A 21,893-nucleotide genomic window follows, 5' to 3' on the forward strand; every position below is an offset into this window, starting at 1 on the left:
CTCCGCCGAAAGCAGTCGGAAAATGCTGGCGCGCCTGGGTCTTCGCGCGGCGGACACGCCGTCGCGAACGTGCATTTCCAGAAATTGCGAGAGGAGAGGATTCGATGGAGGAGATCGAAGTCTTTCTGGCTGTCGTCGAGGCCGGCAGCCAGACCGCGGCCGCGCGACAATTGGGACGGTCGCTGCAGTCCGTCAACCGGGCATTGGCGGCGCTGGAACGCAACGTCGGTGTTGAGCTGGTGCGGCGGACCACGCGGCGATCGCTGGCGACTGAAGCGGGACTTGCGTTCTATCATCGCGTCAAGCCGGCCTTTGCCGAAATCAGCGAGGCGCGCCTGGAAGCGGCCAACCGCCGCGTCGAGCCGTCGGGTCTTCTCAGGGTCGCCGCGCCCGTCCTGTTCGGATCGACCCACGTCGTGCCGGCGATTGCGGATTTCATGGCGCGCTTTCCGCGGATCGAAACCGATCTCCATGTCTCCGATCGGCCCATCGACGTCGTCGCCGATGGATTCGATCTGGCCGTGCGGATCAGGGAATTGCCGGATTCCTCGCTCAAGGCGCGGCGGCTCGGCGAGCTTCGCACGGTTGTCTACGGCGCACCCGGCTATTTCGCGCGCCATGGGCGTCCGCATCATCCCGACGACCTGACAGACTATCAATGTATTCTGCGCAGGACCGGCCCGGGTGACACGGAAGCGTGGCGGTTTCAGATCGGCGGCGAGGTGAAGATGGTGCAGGTGAACGGCCGCTTCCGGACCGATAATACGACGGCGGCGCAGGCGGCTGCCTGCCATGGCATCGGCGTCGGCTATGCGCCGTTCTGGCTGATACGCGATCGCGTCGATGATGGCGCGCTGGAGATCGTGCTGGAGGATTTCGAGGCACCGCGCATGCCGGTGTACGCCGTAGTCCCGCCGAGCGCGGCGCCGCCGGCCAAGACGCGCCTGTTCGTCGATCTGCTGGCGGGGCGATTGAAGCGCGAGCGGCTCTAAGAGCCCCGGCTCTCTTACCCATTGGCCACGTGCATCGCCGGCGTGCGTTCCGTCCGCATTCTCCCGGTTTGCGGGAATGTGTATCCCGCGATGTGCCGGTTGTTCGGAGGCGCGGGCGATCGCAGTTTGCGGGCCACGGGCACTTATCCGCCCGGTCCGGCGTGAAGGACCGCACCATGACCCCCAATCGACGCGCGCTGCTGCATGCAGGTGTCAGCGCCACCGCGACGCTAGCTTCCCTCGCTCTTGCCGGCCAGTCGCGCGGCCCGGCCGATGGACCATTTGCCAGTGCCGCATCGAACTGCAACCCGGAAACTTGCGCGGCCGCGGGTGAGGATTTCGGTCACATCATCCACAAGCAGCCGCGTGCCGTGTTCAGGCCGACGACGATTCCCGGGATTGCGGGGATTCTGCGATGGGCCGCGGAGCAAGGGCTGACGGTTGCCGCGCGCGGGCAGGGCCATAGCATCTATGGTCGTGTCATGACGGAAGGCGGCATTGTGATCGACCTCGGCGCGCTGGCCACCATCCATCGGATCGAGCCGGACCGTGTCGTGGTCGATGCAGGTGCGACCTGGCACGCGGTGCTGGAAGCGACCTTGGCCAAAGGGCTGGTTCCGCCGGTCCTGACCAACTACCTCGGCCTGTCCGTGGGCGGCACCCTCGCCATCGGCGGAATCGGCGGATCGTCGTCGCGACATGGCCTGCTGACGGACCAGGCTATCGAGCTCGATGTGGTGACGGGCGAGGGCCGGCAATTGACCTGCTCGCCAACGTCCAACGCCGAGCTCTATGATGCCATTCGGGCCGGGCTTGCCCAATGCGCGATCATCACGAGGGCGACGCTTCGGCTGGTGCGTGCGCCCGAACGGGTCCGACGCTTCCAACTCTCTTACCCCGATCTCCCCTCGCTGACGGCCGATCAGCGCCGTGTCCTGGCGGAGGCGCGCTTCGATCAGCTGCAGGGAGCCGTCGTGCCAGAGGCGGCCGGTGGCTGGCGATACCTGCTGGAAGCAGGCGTGTTCCATGACGGCGATTCTCATCCCGACGACGAGGCGCTGCTTGCAGGTCTGTCGGATCGCCGCGGGAGCGCCGTCGTCACCGACTTTGCCTTCCGCGACGACGCCAATGCGTTTGCAAAGCTGGAAGCGCTTCTGAGGGCGAACGGTCAATGGTTCAATCCGCATCCGTGGCTTCTCGTGTTCCTGCGCGGCAGCAACGCGCTGGAGATCGCGAGCGAGGTCGTTGCCGGGACGAAGAGTGAGGACATCGGCCCGTTCGGACGGATCACCTGCTATCCCATGATCACGGATGAATGCCGCACGCCACTGGTCCGGTTGCCCGACGAGCGGATCGTGTTCGTGTTCAATCTGATCCGTATCCCGGAATCGGCAGACAAGACGAATGCCGAACGGCTGGTCGCGCAGAACCGCGAGCTGTACGACCGTATTCGCGGCGCCGGCGGCGTGTTGTACCCGGCGAGCGCGTTTCCCATGTCGTCCCAGGATTGGGCCGATCATTTCGGGGTGCAGTGGCCGTTGCTGCGCGATGCCAGGCGTCGCCACGATCCAGGCAACCACCTCACGCCCGGCTACAATCTGCTCTAGCGGGAACGGATCCCGGCGGCCGCATTCGCATGGCGTCGCGAATTCAGGAGAAATCGCTCCAGCTCAGATGTCGCGAATCGAGGTCGCCGACTGAAACTGTGCCGCGGATTTCGTGCGGTACGTGGAAACTGCTGCGGAGATACACGAGCGCTGCGGCTGCGTCGGAATGCGACACGTAGCGCACTTCGCCGACGAAGATCGAGTGCGTCTTCGTTTCAAATTCCTGCGCCAGTACGCAGTCGAATGCGGCGACCGCATCGCTCAGCACCGGCGCGCCGGTCTCGCCGCGCTTCCATTGGCCGAACGCAAAACGGTCGTCGCCGTTGATGCCCTTCTGGCCGCTGAAGGTGAGCGCCAGCAGTGCATGGTCCTCGTGCAGGAAATTGATCGCGAAGGCGCCTTCCTCGCGGATGCGGGCATGCGCGCTGGCGTTGCGGTTGACGCAGACGATTAGCGACGGCGGTGAGTCCGATAGCGAGCAGGCCGAGGTCACCGTCAACCCCGTGCGCTTGCCGTGCTCGGCGCCGACCGTCACCAGCGCGACGGCGCCGGCGCATTGGCGCATCGCCTGCTTGAAATCCTTTGCGTCCACGCTCAAGCGATAATCTCCAGAAAGAACGGGTGCGGCACGATGGCGCCGCACCCGCATCGGGTCAAGCCGCCTTCATCGCGGAGCCGAGATGCTTCAGGCGCGGCATCACCTCGTTCCTCAGCAACGACAGCGAGTGATGCCAGGCTTCAGCCTTGTGCTTGTAGTCGAAGCCGAACACCAGCAGCACGCCGAAGCCGCCGACTTCGTCGTAGATCTTCTCGATCTTCTCGGCGACGGTCGCGGGCGAACCGACGATCCAGTTCCGCTTGGCGCAATATTCGACGGTGACGTCGCTATCGGGCACGTCGGGCGCGTGCTTCAGATAGTCCTTGAAGCCGAAATGGCCGAGCAGCGGCAGGAAGTACTCGCCCATCATCCGGCCCATCATGTCGCCGGTCGAGAGCTTCCAGGCCTCCTCGTCGGTGTCGGCGACGAACACCTCGCGAACCAGCCGCCAATCCGCGCGGTTCGGCTTGCGTCCGGTCTTGGCGGCACCTGCTACGACCGAATCCCAATGGCTGCCGACATAGGCCGGGTTGAGGTTGAGGCTCATCGGGATGAAGCCGCGCTCGCCGGCGAGCTTCAGCGTGTCCGAGTTCTTCGAGAGCCCGGCGACGCCGATCGGCGGATGCGGTGTCTGCAACGGCTTGATGTGAGGCTTGAGGAAGTCGAACATCGTGTCCGGCTTGGTCACCGTCCAGAATTTACCCTTGTAGGTCCAGGGCGCGGGATCGCTCCACATCTTCAGAATGATCTCCAGCGCCTCGCGGGTCATGTCGCGGTTCTGCCCGCTCATGCCGTCGACGTTGAACATCGCCCAGTCGCTCGGCAGGCCGCTGGCCGCGACCCCGAAATTGAGCCGGCCCTCGGAGAGATGATCGAGCATCGCGACGCGGTTGGCGAGCTCGGCCGGGTGGTGATAGGGCAGCAGGAAGCCGCCCGGTCCGATGCGCAGGCGCTTGGTCTGCATCAGCGCCTGTGCGATCAGCAGATCGGGCGTGGGATTGGGCTCCCAGGGCGCGGTGTGGTGCTCGCCGACCCAGGCCTCCTGATAGCCGAGCTCGTCGAGCCAGCGCATGACTTGCAGGTCCCAGTCGTTCCCTTCCTTCAGGCCGCACTCCGGCGGGTGCGAAGGCATCGTGAAATAGCCGATCTCCATGGGGTTCCTCATCTGATGTTGACGCGTCTTGTTGCGCGGTTCACGGACGTGAGCGGGGACACTTTAGCAAGCGGTGTGCCACCTCTTCGCAAGCGGTGTGCCAGCGCGAGCGGCACCTCAGACCTGCGAGAAAACGCTGGTTTGCAGCCGCAATAGCCGATATCCCGGGGCAGATTTGCGAGGCCTCGTCTCATTGTCGCGAGACGGCGTCTTGGCGGTGAGACGAGGATGCGAATTGAGATGACCGAACCTGCCTATGTCGCGGTGGACTGGGGCACCAGCAGCTTCCGGCTCTGGTTGATCGACCGCGCCGGCAAGGTGCTGACCGAGCGCCGCAGCGACGAGGGCATGCTGGCGGCGGCGAAGGCCGGCTTCGCTGCCGTGCTGCAATCGCATCTTGCGGCGGTCGAGGCCCCGGATCATCTGCCGGTTCTCGTCTGCGGCATGGCCGGCGCGCGTACCGGCTGGGTCGAGGCCGGTTATGTCGACACGCCGGCGCTACTCTCTGCCGTTCTGAAGCAGGCTGCGCGGGTGCCGGGCGAGACGCGCGATATCCGTATCCTGCCGGGCATCGCGCAGCGCGATACAAAAGCGCCGGACGTGATGCGAGGCGAGGAGACGCAACTGCTCGGTGCGCTCGGTCTCGATACCGCCGGCGAGGCGCTGGTCTGCATGCCCGGTACGCATTCGAAATGGGTGCGGGTGAAGGACGGAACGGTCGCGCATTTCTCCACCTTCATGACCGGCGAGCTGTTCAGCGTCGTGTCGCGCGAAACGATTTTATCGCTCGCGGTCGCAGGAGCCGATGACGCCGAAGATGTCGCGAGCTTCAAGGCGGCGGTGAAGGCCGCGTACGAAGCTCCGGCCTTCGCGGCCAATCTTCTGTTCACCGCGCGGTCGCGTCAGCTCCTGTTCGAGGGCACACCGGCCGCGGCGCGCGAAACGGTGTCGGGCACGTTGATTGGTGTCGAGCTGGCAGCAGGGCTCTCCGGCGTGGTGCCGAAAGCAGGCATCACGCTGATTGCCTCGGGGCGGCTCGCGATGCTGTATAGGCTGGCTTTCGAGGCGCTGTCAGTGACAGCCATGCCGATCGATGCGGATGAAGCCGTTCGCCGCGGTTTGTCGATGGCCGCTGCCGCGATCTGGGCGAAATGAGAGGACTATTGAGATGAGCGTTCCCTTTCCGGCGATGAAGCGACCACTTGTCGCGATCCTGCGCGGCGTGAAGCTTGAGGAGATCCAGGCCATCGTCGGCGTGCTGATCGAAGCCGGCATGACCGCAATCGAGATCCCCCTGAACTCGCCGGATCCGTTCCGTTCGATCGCCACGGCCGTGAAGCAAGCGCCCGCCGGCGTGCTGATCGGCGCCGGCACCGTGCTGACGACGGCAGATGTCGATCGTCTCAACGACGTCGGCGGCAAGCTGATGGTCTCGCCGAACGTCGACACCCAGGTGCTGGCACGCGCGCATCAGTACGGCATGATCACGATGCCCGGCGTGTTCTCGCCGACCGAAGCTCTGCTCGCAGCGCGATCGGGGGCATCGGGCCTAAAATTCTTTCCAGCCAGCGTGCTCGGTGCGTCCGGCATTGCCGCGATTCGCGCCGTGCTTCCGGCCGGCGTGACGATCGCCGCCGTCGGCGGCGTGTCCGATCAGAATTTTGCTGAGTACATCAAGGGTGGCGTGACGGCGTTCGGGCTGGGCTCCAGCCTCTACAAGCCCGGCATGACGGCAACGGACGTTGCCGCTCGCGCAAAATTGACGATCACGGCCTACGATCGGGCGATTGCGAAAGACTGAGCCCGCAATAAACAAGCCGTGATGCCGTCACGGTCGCGCGTTATCCTATCTTGCTACACCAGCGAGATCAGGAGACCGACATGGCGATCAACAATGTAGCCGATCTGTTCGTGGCAACGCTCGAACAGGCCGGCGTCAAGCGCATCTACGGCATCGTCGGCGACAGCCTGAACGCGCTGACCGAAGCGTTGCGGCGGCGCGGTACGATCGAATGGATTCACGTCCGGCACGAGGAGGTCGCGGCCTTCGCCGCTGCCGGGGAAGCGGAGATGACGGGCAGCCTTGCGGTGTGCGCGGGCTCGTGTGGCCCAGGCAATCTGCATCTGATCAACGGCCTGTTCGACGCCCATCGCAGCCGCGTTCCCGTGCTGGCGATCGCTGCGCAAATCCCGACCGCCGAGATCGGCGGCGGCTATTTCCAGGAGACCCATCCGCAAAACCTGTTCCGCGAGTGCAGCCATTATTGCGAGCTGGTCTCCGATCCGAGTCAGCTACCTTACGTGCTGGAAAACGCCATCCGCGCGGCGGTCGGTATGCGCGGCGTTGCCGTCATCGCCATGCCCGGCGATGTCGCCTTCCGTAGCCCACCCAAGCGCGCGCTGTCGACGGCGCGTGGCCTTACGCTGTCGGCGCCAAAGGTGGTGCCGCACGCTGATGAACTGAAGGCGCTCGCGGACCTCCTCGACGGCGCCGAGCGCGTCACCTTGTTCTGCGGCCGCGGCTGCGCCGGCGCGCATGCGCCGTTGATGCAGCTTGCGGAGGTCTTGAAGAGCCCGATCGTGCATGCGCTTGGCGGCAAGGAGCATGTCGAATACGACAATCCCTACGACGTCGGCATGACCGGCTTCATCGGCTTCTCCTCGGGCTACGCCGCCATGCACGCCTGCGACGCGCTGGTGATGCTCGGCACTGATTTTCCCTACAAGCAATTCTTCCCGACTGATTGCCAAGTCGCGCAGATCGACATTCGTCCGGAAAATCTCGGGCGGCGCTGCAAGATCGATCTCGGTCTCGTCGGCGACGTCAAGCTCACCATCGAGGCGCTGCTGCCGCTGCTCAAGGCCAAGACGCAGTGCAAGCATCTGGACGATGCGATCGCGCACTACAAGAAGGCGCGCGAAGGTCTGGATTCTCTCGCCAAGGGCACACCGGGCAGCAAGCCGATCCATCCGCAATATCTCGCAAAGGTCATCAGCGACCATGCGTCTGACGATGCCGTCTTCACCGCCGATGTCGGCACGCCGACGGTGTGGGCCGCGCGCTATCTCGACATGAACGGCCGCCGCCGGCTGATCGGCTCCTTCGTGCACGGCTCGATGGCCAACGCCATGCCGCAGGCGATCGGCGCGCAGGCCGCGCAGTCCGGCCGCCAGGTGATCTCGCTCTCGGGCGACGGCGGCTTCACCATGCTGATGGGCGACCTGATCACGCTGACGCAGATGAAGCTGCCGGTGAAGGTGGTCATCTTCAACAACGGCGTGCTCGGTTTTGTCGCGCTGGAGATGAAAGCGGCCGGCTTCGTCGACACCAATGTCGATCTGGAAAACCCCGACTTCGCGGCGATGGCGCGCGCGATGGGTATCTTCGCGAGGCGCGTCGAGGATCCCGGCGAGCTTCCAGGCGCGGTGAAGGAGATGCTGGCTCACAACGGACCGGCGCTGCTCGACGTCGTCACCGCGAAGCAGGAGCTGTCGATGCCGCCGACCATCACGCCCGAGCAGATCAAGGGTTTCAGCCTTTGGGTGCTGCGCGCCGTGATGAACGGCCGCGGCGATGAGGTGCTCGATCTCGCCAAGACAAATCTGTTACCGCGCTAGCCCCGTTTGACCGACGGCACGGGCAGCCGCTCGTGGCGGCGCTGGAAGCGTTGCCAGTGCAGCACGATGCCGATCAGCAGCGCCGGCACGAAGCCGAGTGCGATCAGGAAATGCGGCAGCTGCGTCGGCGAGATGAACGCGATGCCGATATCGGAGATCAGCCACAATGCGGCGAACATCACCACGAAATCCAGGCGCGGGCAGCGCAGATAGTAGAACACGGCGGTAATGACGACGGCGGGTCCGATGGCGATGCCGATCATCACCGCCGTCAGCTCCTTCGGCGTCAGCGCGTCGAGCACCATCGATGCCAGCAGCCAGAGCGCGGCGAACATGGCGACGATGTCGAGCGGATGCCGCAACCCAATACCTCTCGCAGAATCGCGCTATCGTTGTGGCCCGGGCCCCGGCCGTCAAGGGAAAATGCGCCTATTCCTCGTCGTTTCCGGGCGTCGGCCGCAGCATGAAATGGCCGAAGGCGGTGGCGATCGGCTTGTCCGCATCGTCCTGCCAGGCGCGCGCCTCGAAGGCGACGATGCGCCGGCCCTGCTTCACGATCGAAACGTTGGCGAACGTGTCGAGCGCGCGGCCGGAGCGCAGATAGTTGACCGTCAATCCGATCGGCTTGGGCAATGCGGCCGCGCCGAGCTCGCGCGCCACTCCGAAGATCGCGGTGGTCTCGAGGAAGGCGCCGGTCATGCCGCCATGGATCGCGGGCAAGATCGGGTTGCCGATGATCTTTGGCGAGAACGGCATCGTCAGTGTGCCGTCGTCATTGACGCGAATGCCGAGACAGCGCGCGAACGGGCTGTTGGCGAACGGGCCCGCCGGATCGTCCGGCGCTTCCAGCGACGGGATGCTGAGCGAATCCATCCTGCGATCCGCGAGCATGTTGGTACGGTTGGCGCCGATCATGAAGCAGGCGGTGGCGGTCGCGACCGGATCGTCCTCGGATTCCTGATAGGCGGTGGAGCGCACGAAGGCGATCGAGCGCGTGGTGCGGTAGCAGATCGAATGCGCCTTGATGTCGAGGCCCGGCGTTGCCGGCTTCTGGTAGTCGATGCGCAGATCAAGCGTCGCGATGGCGCTCGTGCCGTCGAGCGCGAGCTGCACCGCCATGCCGCAGCTCTCGTCCAGCATCGCGGTGACGACGCCGCCATGCAGCACGCCGGTCTCGGTGTCGCCGACGAAGACGGGTCGGTAGGGCAGGCTGGACCAGGCCTCGCCAGGCGCGAAGCGGTCGAGCTGGAGCCCGCTGATATGGCCGTAATCGGAGCGGCGCCCCCGGATCGCCTCGGCGAGTTCCTCGAAGGGAAGTGTGGTCGGTGAGCTGGACATGACGACGTTCTAGACCAGTGTCGGGTGCGGCGCAAAACCCCGAATGCGCGTCCACGGCAGGTGTGCCGGGTTTGGCCTCGACAGAGCGGGCCGAAGCAACGATGGTGGGCGCTTCGTCCTATCGACTAGCCGTAAGGAGTGCCCATGGCCGATCCCGAAACGCCCGCCACCAGCCAGGGGCCCGTCATCATTTCGACCTCGAGCTCGGAGCGGGCGCCGATCATCTATTTCGACGGCGCATCCTGCTTCGGCCACCACAACGGCGCCATCCAGATCGAGCTAGCGGCGAACCTGTTGATGCCGGTCGGCGCCGCCGTCAGGGTTGACGTCGTTCAGACCGCGCATCTGCGCTGCAGCGTGGCCGCCGCGCTGGCGCTGCGCGAAGCGCTCGAAAAGGCGCTGGCGATGTATCAGCAGGGCCAGCAGCAGCCGGCCGAGGAGATCCCGACGGTGAAGAATTGAACGGCAATTGACTCGACGCACTGTTTGCGTCACCTTTCACGCAGGTTGATACGACCTGCCGGTTGCCCCCTCCGTGGAATGGTGAACGTATCGAGCCCTTGATCGGCCCCCTTTGCCCGAGCGACCGGGTCAGCAACGCAACCAACTGACACTCCTGGATCGCTCATGCAGAGGACGAACCGATGCGCGATTTTCGCGATGCCAAGGCAATGGCGCAGACGCTGCGCGAATCCCTGACCACCAAGGCCGTCACCATCAGTCACAGCGAGAGCCTCGAACTGGTGTCGAGGATGCTCGGCGTCGCCGACTGGAATACGCTGTCGGCGCTGCTTCACGCCGAGCGCCGTGACACGACTGCGCCGGCTGCACGGATGAAAACGACAAGGGCGTTCTATCCAGCCATTCCCTTGCGCGATCTCGTTCCATTTCCGAACGCGACCTACCCGCTGTTCGTGGGACGCGAGAGGACCGTCCAGGCCCTGAACCAGGCGTTCGACGGCGGGCGGGAGGTCGTGGTGGCGATCCAGCGGGAGGCGGCCGTCGATGATCCCGGATTTTCCGATGTCTATGAGATCGGCATCCTGGCCCAGCTGCTCGAACTCGAAACGCTCGGCGATGGCACGCTCAGGGTGTTGACGCGCGGGCTTCGGCGGGTTGCGCTGCGCAGCTTTGCCGCGGAAATGGCTACGTATCAGGCCGAGGTCGCTGACGTCAGCGAGGGAGCGACCCGCGATGCCCGCGATCTGATACGAAGGATCTATCAGCGCTTCGAGGATTACACGGCGGCTCACGGAATTCTCGTGCCGGACATCTGGCTGTTCTTCGATCAAGCCCGTGATCCCGGACGGATCGCTGACACCGTCGCCGCGCGTATGAAATTGCCCGTCAGAGACAAGTATGAGCTTCTGGCGACGCTCGATCCCGTGAAACGGCTCGAGGCGATTGAAACGTTGCTCGACATGCCTGCACGCCCGGTGTTGGCAAATTACGCGGCCACGAAGCGTCGGGCGCTCGATCACGCTGATCGGCGTCACCATCAATACGCGACCCTCGAGCATCTTTCGCTTGCCTTGATCGAAGACACGGAAGCATCTGCCGTGATGCAGGCCTGCGACGCTGATCTCGGCAGCCTGAGGCAGCGCCTTACGCAATATCTCGACAACGAGCTCAAGCACACCGTGATCGAGGCCGGGAGCGCCGAGCCCACGCCCGCGTTCAAGCGCGTCGATCAACGTGCCGCGCTCCACGCCCAGGAGGTGGGTTACGCCGCGGTGACCGGCGCCAACGCGCTCGTCGCCCTGTTCGCCGAAATGCGAAGCCCCGCGGCACGTCTGCTCGCGGAGCATGGCGTCTCGCGCGGGCGGGCCGATAAAGCGATCGCGCGAGGTGTTGGCCAGGGCGCGAAGTAGAGCAGAGATGATCGCATCTCAACGCGATCGCCGACTCTCATCAGCCCACATGCACCTTCGGCTTCCTGCCATCGTTCCACTTGCCGTCGAGCGCGCGCTCGATCTGAGCGGCGAGTTGCAGGAGGAGGCCGTCATTGGCCTGCTTCGCAATCGCCTGGATGCCGAGCGGCAGGCCGTGTTCCTGCGTGGCCATCGGCATCGATATCGCCGGCATGCCGCAGAGATTGGCGAGCGGCGTGAAGGCGAAGAAGCGCCAGAGATTGCCGAACCAGTCGAGCACGTCAGGGTTGTCGGAGATGGTGAGATATTCCCTGGTGCCGACCTTCGGCGTCGGCAGCGCGGTGATCGGCGTCAGGATCACGTCCCACTGTTCGAAGAAGGCGCCGAAGGCGCGTGAAGTCGTGTTGAACACGCCTTGCATCTTCGCCCGCTCGGCAAAGCTCGTGTTCCGGCCGGCTTCCCAGATCCGGATATTCATGGGCTCGATGAGATCTACCGGCGGCTTTTCCAGCCCGCGTGCGGCGAGCATATTGGAGATCACCACGGCAAAATTCGAGATGTAACAGGTGGTCTGCGCTTCGAACGCGGCGCGGAAGTCGAGCTCGGGCAAGGCGTAATCGACGTGATGGCCGAGGCCTTCGAGGAAGCGGCCAGATTTCTCCAGCTCGGCGGCGATCTCAGGCGTCGCGGTGTAGTCGCCCCAGGTGTGCGACAGCGCGATGCGAAGCTTTGACGGATCGCGCTTGATCATCTCGGAATAGGGCTGTGCCGTGGTCCAGAACGGCATGAATTCGCCGGGCGCCGCTCCCCTTGCATGATCGACGAAGGCGGCGGTGTCGCGCACGCTACGCGACTGGCAGCCCTGGATCGAGACCAGCCCGGTGAGGTCCGACATGTGCGGGGCGAGCGAGAACACGCCGCGCGAGACCTTAAGACCGATATTGCCGTTGACCCCGGCGGGAATGCGGATCGAACCGCCGCCATCGGTTGCATGTGCGATCGGCACCACGCCGGCCGCGACCATCGCGGCGCTCCCCGCGGACGAGCCGCAAGTGGTGTAATCGGTATCCCAGGGATTGCGCGTGACGTAGACGGCCGGATTGTCGGCCGAGCTGCATACGCCGAATTCCGGCGTCGTGGTGCGTCCGATCAGGTTCAGCCCGGCCTGGCGGAATTTGCCGGTCAGGAACGTATCGGCAGCGGCGCGATTGCCGCGCATCAACAGCGAGCCCATTTCCTGGAGCCGGCCCTTCATGGTCGGGCCGAGGTCCTTCATCAGGAAGGGCAGGCCGGCGAACGGCCCGGCGAGATTGGCGCCGTCCTTGGCCGGATCGGCGATCACGTCCTCGAACAGCTCGACCACACCCGACAGTGCCGGATTGACCTTGGCGACGCCCGCAGCGGCTTGGCGGGCCAATTCCTTCGCCGTCAGCTCGCCCTTGCGGACGCGCGCCGCCAGTCCCACGCCGTCGTGCTGCGCCCATTCATTCCAGCTCATCGGGAAAGTCATGCGATCCAAACCTCTTCGTGCGGCGCCATCTTAGTTTCGCACAGGAGCACTTTAAACAACTGAGGCGACGCGAAGGGCAGGGTTGCGCCGGATGGAGAGGTCGGCTGCAAACCCGCATTGCATGCGGATGCATCAATTCGAGAGCTTTGCGATCACCGCGACCGGGCCGCCGCCGGCCGGCCCCTGATGCTCGGCGCCGCCGGAGACATAGACCGCGCCGGTGCCGGCGAGGCCGGCAATCAGGCCGCCGACGGCGGCACGGGCGTGGCGCGTCGAGCTGATGTCGGTATCTTCCAGCATGGTGTGGCGGAAGCCGCGCACGCTGCCATCAGGCGAAGCCTCGGCCTTGGCAAAAATGTTGACGAGCTCGCGGCCCGCCGTCGCGACGTCCAGCCCGACGCTCTCCAGCGCGGCAAGCACGGCGGTGGCGTCGATGGCATCGCTCATCACGGCATGCCCGATCTCGAATTCGCTCGTCGATGACATCGCGTTGCCGAGCACGATGACGACGTTGTGCATCAGCTCGATCCCGGACGAAGTCGAGGCGACCCTCGAGAACAGATCGTAACGTTGCAGCACGTCGTCGTCGCGAATGTCGGAGGCGATCTCGCCGAGCGCGACCGCAACCCCGAGCGCGGAGGCGCCGCGCGAATAGGCCATTGAGCTGTAAGCGCTGGTCGTCACCGTCTTGTTGCCGCGCGCGTTTGCCGCCTCGACGCGATCGCTGGTGAGCAGCGGGCACTTGATCTGCACGAAATGGATGTCGGTGGGGTCAGCAATGCCGGCATCCTCCATCGCGGCTTTCACGGCCTTGGCCGTCTCCGTGATCTGCGCGGAGCGGCCGAGCTCTTCGGGCAGGAAATCCCGGGTGTGCGCCATGCCGATGCTCAGGCGTTTGCCGGACAAGCCTGCCGGTCGCTGCGGGACGTCCTGGCGCGTGAACACAGTGATGTGCGGGCTGAGCACGCCCTCGGTGCCGCCGGACATCACGAAAGCGATGCGCTGCTCGACCTCCCGCGGCGACAGGCCGAGCTGCGGCGCCAGCGCCGTGCACAGCGCGGCAACGGCATATTCCCGGGTAAAATCGTTGACGCCGCCATTGCCCTCGGTCTTGCCGAGGATGGTCAGGATGGATGTCGGATCGATCGCGCCGGAGGCGATCATGTCCAGGAGGCCGGAGACGTCGCCGGGGCCTTTGGTGGCAATCCTGATCACGCCGACCGATGTCGTCCGCATTGCTCGTCCTCATGGGAGTTCGATGGTCCGGCTCGTGAAACAGCCGTCGAACCGGGGCGCCTGTCAAGGTGTCGAGGCTATCCTCCGACGTCGTCCTGAACGCCAGGAAGACGGCGGAATATGTGCGCCGTTTGCGGCGTCCCCACGATTGTGGCGAGATCGCATCGCTTCGACAAAAAATCCCTTGTCGACGGCCGCTCGCCGCACCTTGATGAATCAGCCCCGGTTGGTCCATAAGCGGCGTCCCGCAGCCGGTGGCTCGCCGCCGCGGTGCGTGCTCGGATAGAGGGGTTCTCGCGTGGCAAATATCAACCAGAAAATTGCGCAGGAGCTTGGGGTTCGGGCGGAGCAGGTCGAGGCGACGGTGACGCTGCTCGACGGCGGCGCCACGGTTCCCTTCATCGCCCGCTACCGCAAGGAAGCGACCGGTGCGCTGGACGACGCGCAATTGCGCACTCTGGAAGAGCGCCTGGGTTACCTGCGCGAGCTCGAAGACCGCCGCAAGGCCATTCTCGAATCGGTCCGCGAGCAGGGCAAGCTCGATGCCGCGCTCGAAGCCTCCATTCTCGCTGCCGACAGCAAGGCGCGCCTCGAAGACATCTATCTACCGTTCAAGCCGAAGCGCCGCACCAAGGCGGAGATCGCCAGGGAAGCCGGCCTCGAGCCGCTCGCCAATCGGCTCATGGCAGAACCCACCAACGATCCGAAGGTGGTGGCGGAAACCTTCGTCAATGCCGAGAAGGGCGTTGCCGACGCCGCTGCGGCGCTCGACGGCGCCCGGGCCATCCTGGTCGAGCGTTTCGACGAAGACGCCGACCTGATCGGGAGCCTGCGCGAGGAGGTGTGGACCAATGCGCGCATGGCCTCCAAGGTGCGTGACGGCAAGAAAACCGAGGGCGAAAAGTTCGCCGACTATTTTGAGTTCTCCGAGCCGCTGACCAAGCTGCCCTCGCACCGCATTCTCGCGATGTTCCGCGGCGAAAAGGAAGAGATCCTCGATCTTCAGATTCAGGCCGAGGCCGAAGCATCGCCGCCGGGCGTGCCGAGTGCCTATGAGCTGAAGATCATGAAGCGGTTCGGCATCGCCGACCTCAAGCGCGCCGGCGACCGCTGGATGATCGACACCGTGCGCTGGGCCTGGCGCACCAAGATCCAGGTGCATCTCAACATCGACCTGCGCATGCGGCTGTGGAATGCGGCCGAGACCGAGGCCGTGCGCGTGTTCGCCTCCAATTTGCGCGATCTATTGCTGGCCGCGCCCGCCGGCACCCGCGTCACCATGGGGCTCGATCCCGGCTTCCGCACCGGCGTCAAGGTCGCCGTCACCGACGCGACCGGCAAGGTGGTCGATACCGCTGTGATCTATCCGCACGAGCCGCAGCGGCAGTGGAACGAGGCGCTGGCGATCCTCGGCAAGCTCGCGCTGAAACATCGCGTTGAGCTGATCGCGATCGGCAACGGCACCGCCTCGCGCGAGACCGACAAGCTCGCGGGCGATCTCGTCAAGGGCCTCGCCGAACTGAAGATGACCAAGATCGTCGTGTCGGAGGCCGGCGCCTCGGTCTATTCGGCCTCGGCCTTCGCGTCGGAGGAATTGCCTGATCTCGACGTCACCCTGCGCGGCGCGGTCTCGATCGGCCGCCGCCTCCAGGATCCGCTCGCCGAGCTGGTCAAGATCGAGCCCAAGGCGATCGGTGTCGGCCAGTATCAGCACGATCTCGGCCAGGCCAAGCTCGCCAAATCGCTCGACGCAGTGGTCGAAGACTGCGTGAACGCGGTCGGTGTCGACGTCAATACCGCCTCGGCGCCGCTTCTTGCCCGCGTGTCGGGCGTGGGCTCCGGTCTCGCCTCGAGCATCGTGGCGTACCGTGACGCCAACGGCCCGTTCAAGTCGCGCAAGGCGCTGAAAGACGTGCCGCGGCTCGGCCCCAAGGCGTTCGAGCAGTGCGCGGGCTTCCTGCGCATCGTCGGCGGCGAGGATCCGCTCGATGCCTCTGGCGTGCATCCGGAAGCGTATCCGGTGGTGCGCCGGATTCTTAGCGCCACCAAGAGCGACATCAAGGCGTTGATCGGCAGCAGCGAGATGGTGCGCACGCTGAAGCCGAAGGATTTCGTCGACGAGACGTTTGGTCTGCCGACCGTGACCGACATCCTGCGCGAGCTCGAAAAGCCCGGCCGCGATCCGCGTCCGGCGTTCAAGGCCGCGGTGTTCATGGACGGCGTCGAGGAAATCAAGCACCTCAAGAAGGGCATGATCCTCGAGGGCACCGTGACCAACGTCGCCGCGTTCGGCGCATTCGTCGACATCGGTGTGCACCAGGACGGCCTTGTGCACATCTCGGCGATGTCCAAGACCTACATCAAGGATCCGCGCGAGGTGGTGAAGCCCGGCGACATCGTCAAGGTGAAGGTGCTGGACTTCGAGGTCGCGCGCAAGCGCATCTCGCTGACCTTGCGTCTCGACGACGAGGTCGGCGCCAAGGAGGCGCCCGGCATGCAGCGCGACAACAGCTCGCGCAACCCCTCCCGCATGACCTCGTCCGCACCGCGCCAACAGGAATCTTCCGGCGGCGGCGCCCTCGCCGAAGCGCTGCGCCGTGCCGCCGAGAAGAACGGCGGCAAGCGGGCGTGACGTCTTAACTTCTCTCCCCGTCCTTCTGCGGGAGAGGTGAGCCGCTCGACGTATGGCGAGCTCCATCCGTGTCGTCATTGCGAGCGAAGCGAAGCAATCCAGTCTGCCTGCGTGGAGGCACTCTGGATTGCTTCGTCGCAAGAGCTCCTCGCAATGACGGAGGAGCGCGCGCGCGGGTCCACCTTTCTAACTCCCGCGTCAGAATCTGGCGCATTTGTAAGTTGAAGATGAGGGCGGGTTTTCCTCATCTGAGCCTCCGGAGTGGCGAGACCATCGCCGCGACAAGGAGGATACTTAGATGAACAACAGGCTTCTCACAGGCATCGTCGCAGCGGCAGTTGCTGCGACGCTGGCGGTCGCCTCGCCCGTTCTCGCCCGCGGGGGCGGCGGTGGTGGCGGACATGGCGGTGGTGGTTTTGGCGGTGGCGGTTTTGGCGGCGGGCATTTTGGCGGCGGGGGGATGCACGCCGGCGGTATGGGCGGCGGTGGCATGCACTTCGGCGGCATGGGCGGTGCTCACTTCGGTGGCATGGGCGGTGCTCACTTCGGTGGCGCCCGCTTTGCTGGCTCGCCGATGGCGGCCCACGCTGCCTTTGGGCCGCGCTTTGCCGGTGCGCCACTAGCGACCCGCGCCGCCTTCGGGCCGCGTTTCGCCGGCGCCGGCTGGCACGGCAGGCCCTTTATCGGCCGCCACGCGTTTTTCTTCCGCCACCATCGCTTCCACCGGTTCGCCTTCGTTGGCGCCCCCTTCTACTACGCCAATTATTATGACGACGGTTGCTGGCGCAGGAACTGGACGCCCTATGGGCGGCAATGGGTCAATGTGTGCGGAGACTCTTGGTACTAGCATCGCCGTACCGCACCATTGTCGCGATCGTCGTCGGGCGGTTCCGCTCAGCCCCGGAACGGGATAGTCTGATGGCGATCGTCGCGCGGAGTTTGTCATGACCGGAGGTCACCGCCGCATTCTGGTCGTCGAGGACGATGCGGAAACCGCAGGCCAGCTCGTCGAGGAGCTGACGATTTCTGGCTACGACGTCGATCTCGCCGCCACGGGGCGCGAAGCCCTCAGCCACGGCGCCGCGCGCGACTATGCCGTGATCACCATCGACCGCATGCTGCCCGACATCGACGGCATCACCGTGATGCGCCAGTTGCGCGACGACGGCATCGCCGCGCCGATCCTGATCATCTCCGCACTCGGCGAGGTCGACGACCGCGTGCGGGGCTTGCGCGCCGGCGGCGACGACTATCTCGTCAAGCCGTTCTCTTTTGTCGAGCTTCTGGCCCGGCTGGAGGCACTCGGCCGCCGCAGCGACACCGTCGCCAAGGAGACGATTTTGCGGGTCGGCGATCTCGCCATCGACCTGATCGCGCGCAACGCCAGCCGCCGCGGCCGGAAGATTCCGCTATTGCCGCGCGAGTTTCAGTTGCTCGAATATCTCGTCCGCAACGCGGGCCGGGTCGTTTCCCGCGCGATGCTGCTCCAGCATGTCTGGGATCTGCACTTCGATCCCTCCACCAACATCATTGACGTCTATGTCGGCCGCGTCCGCCGCAAGGTCGACGATGCCCAGGCCTATCCGCTGATCCACACCATTCGCGGCATCGGATATTGTCTCCGTGCTCCTGGTTAAAACGCTCCGCTCCTCGACCTTCCGCCTGGCACTGATCGCGATCGCGGCATTCGGGCTGATCGTCGCGGCGATCATGGCCTATGTCTATTTCGGCACGATCGCCTATGTGCAGAGCCGTGTCGGCGATGCCGGCGATCACAGCGGCTTCACCGCGATGATCGAGCTCGCAACGGCCGCTGTCGCCGTGCTGATGCTGGTGCTCGCCGGGCTCGCCGCGGTGCTGGTGACACGGCGCACGGTCGGGCGAATCGAGGAGATCAACGCCACCAGCCGCGCCATCATGATGTCCGGCCTCGATCAGCGCATTCCCTTGCGCGGCAGTCACGACGAGTGGGACCGCGTCGCCGAAAACCTCAACCAGATGCTCGACCGCATCGAGACGCTGATGGGCGAGGTCAAGCAGGTCAGCGACAACGTCGCCCATGATTTGCGCACGCCGCTGACGCGCATGCGGGGCCGGCTGGAAAAGGCCTATCACGCCCCTCGCAACGGCGAGGCCGACGCGGCGCTGATCGGTGACACCATCGCCGATCTCGACGCAGTGCTCGGCATGTTCGCCTCCATCACCCGCATTTCGGAGATCGAGACCCGCGCCCGCCGTCGCGCGTTTCGCACCCTCAATCTCGCCGGGATCGCCGGCGAGGTCGTCGAGCTCTACGATGCCGCCGCCGAACAGGTTGCGACCCGGCTCAGCCTGGATGGCGACCGCGAGGTGGCGATCACGGGCGATCGCGACCTGCTGTTCGACGCCATCGCCAATCTCGTCGACAACGCGATCAAGCACGGCTGCAAAGGCGGGCAGGTGAGCGTCACCTGCCGCAGCGCCGACGGCGGTGCGACGATCGCGATCGCCGACGATGGTCCGGGTATTCCCACTGAGGAGCGCGATCATGTGTTCAAGCGCTTCTACCGGCTCGAACAGAGCCGCTACACGCCGGGCAACGGCCTCGGCCTGAGTCTGGTCGCGGCAGTTGCCGGCCTCCATGGCGCCGAGATTGCGCTGCATGACAATGCGCCGGGCCTCACGGTCCGGCTAAGCTTCCCCAAGACGTCGGCGCAATGAAGCCCGATCGTGTCAAAGCTCGATCACGCCGCGCCGTGCCGCATGCGCGACCGCATCGGTGCGGCCGGTGGCATCGAGCTTGTCGAGCAGCGAGCCGACATGGAACTTCACGGTGTGCACGGAGATGTTGAGCTGACGCGCGATCATCTTGTTGGAGCCACCTTCCGCCATCAGCGCCAGCACGTCGAGCTCGCGCTGCGTCAGCGCGATATCGTCGGGCATGATACGCGCATCGCGGGTGACAATCGTCGCCGTGGCCTTCTCGCCGGGTCCGGCGAGGCGAACCCCGGCGATATTGCCGAGCAGAGCCGCCAGGCGATCGGCGAGGGCGGGATCGTCGATCTCCAGGGACAGCACGATCTCGGGCGCGATGTCCTCGCTCACGCCTCGGGCCTCTCGCCGACCGTGACCTTGAAGCTGACCGGCTCGCCGCCGCGGCGCGCGGCCACGTCGACCACCGCTCCGACGCTCGCCGGACCCAGTGTCCGCGACAGCGCACGTACGCCTGACAGTTTCTGGTCGTTGACGGCGACGATGACGTCGCCCTGGCGGATGCCGGCCGCGGCCGAAGGTCCGGCCTTGTCGACGTTCATCACCATCGCGCCGACGCCGTCGTCGAGCCGGACCGGCTGGAGCCCGAGGCCGAGATATCCGCGCGCGATGCGGCCGCGCGCCTCTAATTGTGCTGCGACCCGCTCGATCGTCGCTGTCGGGATCACCAGCACACGCCTCGGGCCGAGCACGGCCATGCCGAAGGCGTCGCCCGATGCATCGAGCGCGAGGCCGCCCTGCTGGCTGGCGCGCAGGCGGACGTCGAGCTCGATCCGCGCGTCGATATCGCCGCCGCGCAGGCTGCGCCAGCTCGTGCCGGACAGCGATACCATCCCCAGCGCGGCGCTCGGCGTATCGCGGTTGGTGGCGATGACGACCGACAGCGCGCCGAGGGGCGGGACCGTTGTGGCCAGCTTGACCGGGGCAAGCGCAGTATCGGCGCGCAGCAGTGCGATATCCGTCGTATGGTCGCGGCCGGCAATCGTGGCGGCCGTGGCGCTGCCGTCGGGGAGGCCGATCTCGACTTCGCCCTCGTCGGCCAGCGCCTCGTCGGCGGTGACGATCAGGCCGGGTTTCCAGACGAAGCCGGTGGCGCGGGCGCGATGCGAACGCACGGCGACGACGGACGGCGCGGTGCGCGCCACCACATCCGCGAGTGCGGACGACAGTGAAGACAGCGGAGTGGGGTCGGTCATGGCAGGCTCCTGTAAGCTGCCCTAATCTGGGATGTCGCGGCGGATTGTGAAACTGGCCGGATGGCCAGGAAAGCTGATCTGGAAAGCTGGTCCGTAAGACCACGGCCGACGAATATGTGACTGGGAGCCGCTCACGCGAACGTGTTGCAATCGCGAAATTGCGCCGCCTCCACGATTTTCAGCGAGCCACGCAACGCCGCCGGCCTTTACCACACCGCATTGCTGATGCCGACACGCAAGGACCTCGCGCGCTGGCTGGTGCACGCCGCCTCGTATCGGGTGCCCGATGTCGGGCTTCGCCGATCACCTCGTCAGCGAGTCGGTCTATCTCGACGACCCCCGAGGGTAACGGCATCGAGGTCTATGCCGACCGCGTGGAGGCCGTCGATCCCTGGGGCACACGGGCGCGGCTGATCAGGGTTTGATCGCCGGCGCGAGCGTTGGTAAGACCGGTCAGGCGTTAGCCAGTTTCCGGGATTCACACCTGCCATGTCCGACTTTCACGGCGTCTTTCCCTATCTCGTCTCGCCTGTCGATGCCGATGGCGCGGTGCGGACGAACGTGCTCAGCAGGCTCTGCGACGATCTGATCGGCGTCGGCGTGCACGGCCTGACGCCGCTGGGCTCGACCGGCGAGTTCGCCTATCTCGACGCCGTGCAGCGCACGGCGATCGTGCGGACCACGATCGAGGCGGCGAAGGGACGTGTGCCGGTCGTCGCGGGCGTCGCCTCCACCTCGACGGCGGACGCGGTGGCGCAGGCGAAAGCGTATCAGAAGCTCGGCGCCGACGGCATTCTGGCGATCCTGGAAGCGTATTTCCCGCTCGCCGATGCGCAGATCGAATCCTATTTCCGCGCCATCGCGGATGCCGTGGACATCCCCGTCGTCATCTACACCAATCCGCAATTCCAGCGCTCCGATCTGACCCTCGATATCATCGCGCGCCTCGCCGAGCATCCGCGCATCGGCTACATCAAGGACGCCTCGACCAATACCGGCCGGCTGCTCTCGATCATGAACCGCTGCGGCGATGCCTTGCGGGTGTTCTCGGCCTCCGCCCACATCCCGGCCGCGGTGATGCTGATCGGCGGGCTCGGCTGGATGGCGGGCCCTGCCTGCATCATCCCGCGCCAGAGCGTGGCGCTCTACGACCTCTGCAAGGCCGGCCGCTGGGACGAGGCGATGGCGCTCCAGCGCAGGCTGTGGCGCATCAACGAGGCTTTTGCCCGCTTCAATCTCGCCGCCTGCATCAAGGCCGGATTGGCCATCCAGGGCTACGACGTTGGCGATCCCGTCCCGCCGCAGGCCGCTCTCACCGAAGATGCGCGCAAAATCGTGGAAGCGGCGTTGCGGGAGCTGGGCTAGCCGCCATACCCGGCATGACGAAATCG

General features: G+C 65.5%; 20 protein-coding genes and 1 pseudogene. 13 read left to right on the top strand and 8 right to left on the bottom strand.

What is annotated here, in order from left to right:
• The first annotated feature begins 104 nt into the window (after positions 1-104).
• The gene (locus IVA74_RS02040; RefSeq protein WP_247339372.1) at positions 105-992 is read left to right on the top strand and encodes a LysR family transcriptional regulator; all 888 of its coding nucleotides are present in this window, start codon (positions 105-107) and stop codon (positions 990-992) included.
• Between the two features lie 176 nt (positions 993-1,168).
• Positions 1,169-2,599, top strand: a complete 1,431-nt coding sequence (locus IVA74_RS02045) for an FAD-binding protein (protein WP_247339373.1) — start codon at positions 1,169-1,171, stop codon at positions 2,597-2,599.
• 43 nt (positions 2,600-2,642) lie between these two features.
• Here IVA74_RS02045 and IVA74_RS02050 read toward each other — a convergent pair whose 3' ends face one another.
• Both IVA74_RS02050 and IVA74_RS02055 read right to left on the bottom strand, forming a co-directional pair.
• A complete protein-coding gene (locus IVA74_RS02050; RefSeq protein WP_247339374.1) occupies positions 2,643-3,197 on the bottom strand; it encodes a flavin reductase family protein in 555 nt (184 codons plus the stop codon).
• Positions 3,198-3,252: 55 nt separating this feature from the next.
• Positions 3,253-4,350: an LLM class flavin-dependent oxidoreductase gene (locus tag IVA74_RS02055; RefSeq protein WP_247339375.1), complete on the bottom strand. Its 1,098-nt coding sequence runs from the start codon at positions 4,348-4,350 to the stop codon at positions 3,253-3,255.
• Positions 4,351-4,590: 240 nt separating this feature from the next.
• Here IVA74_RS02055 and IVA74_RS02060 point away from each other — a divergent pair, with 240 nt between their 5' ends.
• The 3 genes from IVA74_RS02060 to poxB all read left to right on the top strand — a co-directional run bounded on the left by IVA74_RS02060 (position 4,591) and on the right by poxB (position 7,968).
• Positions 4,591-5,505, top strand: coding sequence for a 2-dehydro-3-deoxygalactonokinase (locus IVA74_RS02060; RefSeq protein ID WP_247339378.1), 915 nt, complete (start codon positions 4,591-4,593; stop codon positions 5,503-5,505).
• Between the two features lie 13 nt (positions 5,506-5,518).
• The gene (locus IVA74_RS02065; RefSeq protein WP_247339386.1) at positions 5,519-6,151 is read left to right on the top strand and encodes a 2-dehydro-3-deoxy-6-phosphogalactonate aldolase; all 633 of its coding nucleotides are present in this window, start codon (positions 5,519-5,521) and stop codon (positions 6,149-6,151) included.
• Between the two features lie 80 nt (positions 6,152-6,231).
• On the top strand, positions 6,232-7,968 hold the full coding sequence (gene poxB / locus IVA74_RS02070) for a ubiquinone-dependent pyruvate dehydrogenase (protein ID WP_247339387.1): 1,737 nt from the start codon (positions 6,232-6,234) through the stop codon (positions 7,966-7,968).
• Here poxB and IVA74_RS02075 read toward each other — a convergent pair.
• Together IVA74_RS02075 and IVA74_RS02080 are read right to left on the bottom strand one after the other, a co-directional pair.
• Positions 7,965-8,330 (bottom strand): hypothetical protein, encoded by a 366-nt coding sequence (locus IVA74_RS02075; RefSeq protein ID WP_247339388.1) that lies wholly within the window; start codon positions 8,328-8,330, stop codon positions 7,965-7,967. The genes poxB and IVA74_RS02075 overlap by 4 nt on opposite strands.
• 67 nt (positions 8,331-8,397) lie before the next feature.
• The gene (locus tag IVA74_RS02080; RefSeq protein WP_247339389.1) at positions 8,398-9,306 is read right to left on the bottom strand and encodes a PaaI family thioesterase; all 909 of its coding nucleotides are present in this window, start codon (positions 9,304-9,306) and stop codon (positions 8,398-8,400) included.
• 144 nt (positions 9,307-9,450) lie between these two features.
• Between IVA74_RS02080 and IVA74_RS02085 the strand changes: the two genes are divergently transcribed.
• On the top strand, positions 9,451-9,768 hold the full coding sequence (locus IVA74_RS02085) for a hypothetical protein (protein WP_247339390.1): 318 nt from the start codon (positions 9,451-9,453) through the stop codon (positions 9,766-9,768).
• Positions 9,769-9,950: 182 nt separating this feature from the next.
• Entirely contained in the window at positions 9,951-11,177 is a 1,227-nt protein-coding gene (locus IVA74_RS02090; protein ID WP_247339391.1) for an LON peptidase substrate-binding domain-containing protein, read from the top strand.
• A 40-nt stretch (positions 11,178-11,217) separates the two neighbouring features.
• On the opposite strand, the gene IVA74_RS02095 is transcribed toward IVA74_RS02090, so the two are convergent.
• Together IVA74_RS02095 and IVA74_RS02100 are read right to left on the bottom strand one after the other, a co-directional pair.
• A complete protein-coding gene (locus tag IVA74_RS02095; protein WP_247339392.1) occupies positions 11,218-12,687 on the bottom strand; it encodes an amidase in 1,470 nt (489 codons plus the stop codon).
• Between the two features lie 132 nt (positions 12,688-12,819).
• Complete coding sequence (locus IVA74_RS02100) at positions 12,820-13,923, bottom strand: ring-opening amidohydrolase (RefSeq protein WP_247339394.1); 1,104 nt, start codon at positions 13,921-13,923, stop codon at positions 12,820-12,822.
• A 298-nt stretch (positions 13,924-14,221) separates the two neighbouring features.
• On the opposite strand from IVA74_RS02100, the gene IVA74_RS02105 reads away from it, so the two are divergent.
• The 4 genes from IVA74_RS02105 to IVA74_RS02120 all read left to right on the top strand — a co-directional run bounded on the left by IVA74_RS02105 (position 14,222) and on the right by IVA74_RS02120 (position 19,255).
• The gene (locus tag IVA74_RS02105) at positions 14,222-16,555 is read left to right on the top strand and encodes a Tex family protein (RefSeq protein ID WP_247339397.1); all 2,334 of its coding nucleotides are present in this window, start codon (positions 14,222-14,224) and stop codon (positions 16,553-16,555) included.
• Positions 16,556-16,853: 298 nt separating this feature from the next.
• Positions 16,854-17,402, top strand: a complete 549-nt coding sequence (locus IVA74_RS02110; protein ID WP_247339399.1) for a hypothetical protein — start codon at positions 16,854-16,856, stop codon at positions 17,400-17,402.
• A 97-nt stretch (positions 17,403-17,499) separates the two neighbouring features.
• Entirely contained in the window at positions 17,500-18,192 is a 693-nt protein-coding gene (locus IVA74_RS02115) for a response regulator transcription factor (RefSeq protein ID WP_247339401.1), read from the top strand.
• Positions 18,179-19,255, top strand: a complete 1,077-nt coding sequence (locus IVA74_RS02120; protein WP_247339403.1) for an ATP-binding protein — start codon at positions 18,179-18,181, stop codon at positions 19,253-19,255. Before IVA74_RS02115 ends, IVA74_RS02120 begins: the two co-directional genes overlap by 14 nt.
• A 12-nt stretch (positions 19,256-19,267) precedes the next feature.
• Here IVA74_RS02120 and IVA74_RS02125 read toward each other — a convergent pair whose 3' ends face one another.
• On the bottom strand, positions 19,268-19,639 hold the full coding sequence (locus IVA74_RS02125; RefSeq protein ID WP_247339405.1) for a helix-turn-helix transcriptional regulator: 372 nt from the start codon (positions 19,637-19,639) through the stop codon (positions 19,268-19,270).
• A complete protein-coding gene (locus IVA74_RS02130; RefSeq protein WP_247339408.1) occupies positions 19,636-20,502 on the bottom strand; it encodes a S1C family serine protease in 867 nt (288 codons plus the stop codon). Before IVA74_RS02130 ends, IVA74_RS02125 begins: the two co-directional genes overlap by 4 nt.
• Positions 20,503-20,685: 183 nt before the next feature.
• On the opposite strand from IVA74_RS02130, the pseudogene IVA74_RS02135 reads away from it, so the two are divergent.
• A pseudogene (locus tag IVA74_RS02135) lies at positions 20,686-20,876 on the top strand (VOC family protein); the annotation flags it as partial.
• Between the two features lie 115 nt (positions 20,877-20,991).
• On the top strand, positions 20,992-21,867 hold the full coding sequence (locus tag IVA74_RS02140; RefSeq protein WP_247339410.1) for a dihydrodipicolinate synthase family protein: 876 nt from the start codon (positions 20,992-20,994) through the stop codon (positions 21,865-21,867).
• The last annotated feature ends 26 nt before the right edge of the window (positions 21,868-21,893 follow it).

Origin of the sequence: Bradyrhizobium sp. 132 (assembly GCF_023074185.1) — a bacterium.
Lineage (GTDB): Bacteria > Pseudomonadota > Alphaproteobacteria > Rhizobiales > Xanthobacteraceae > Bradyrhizobium.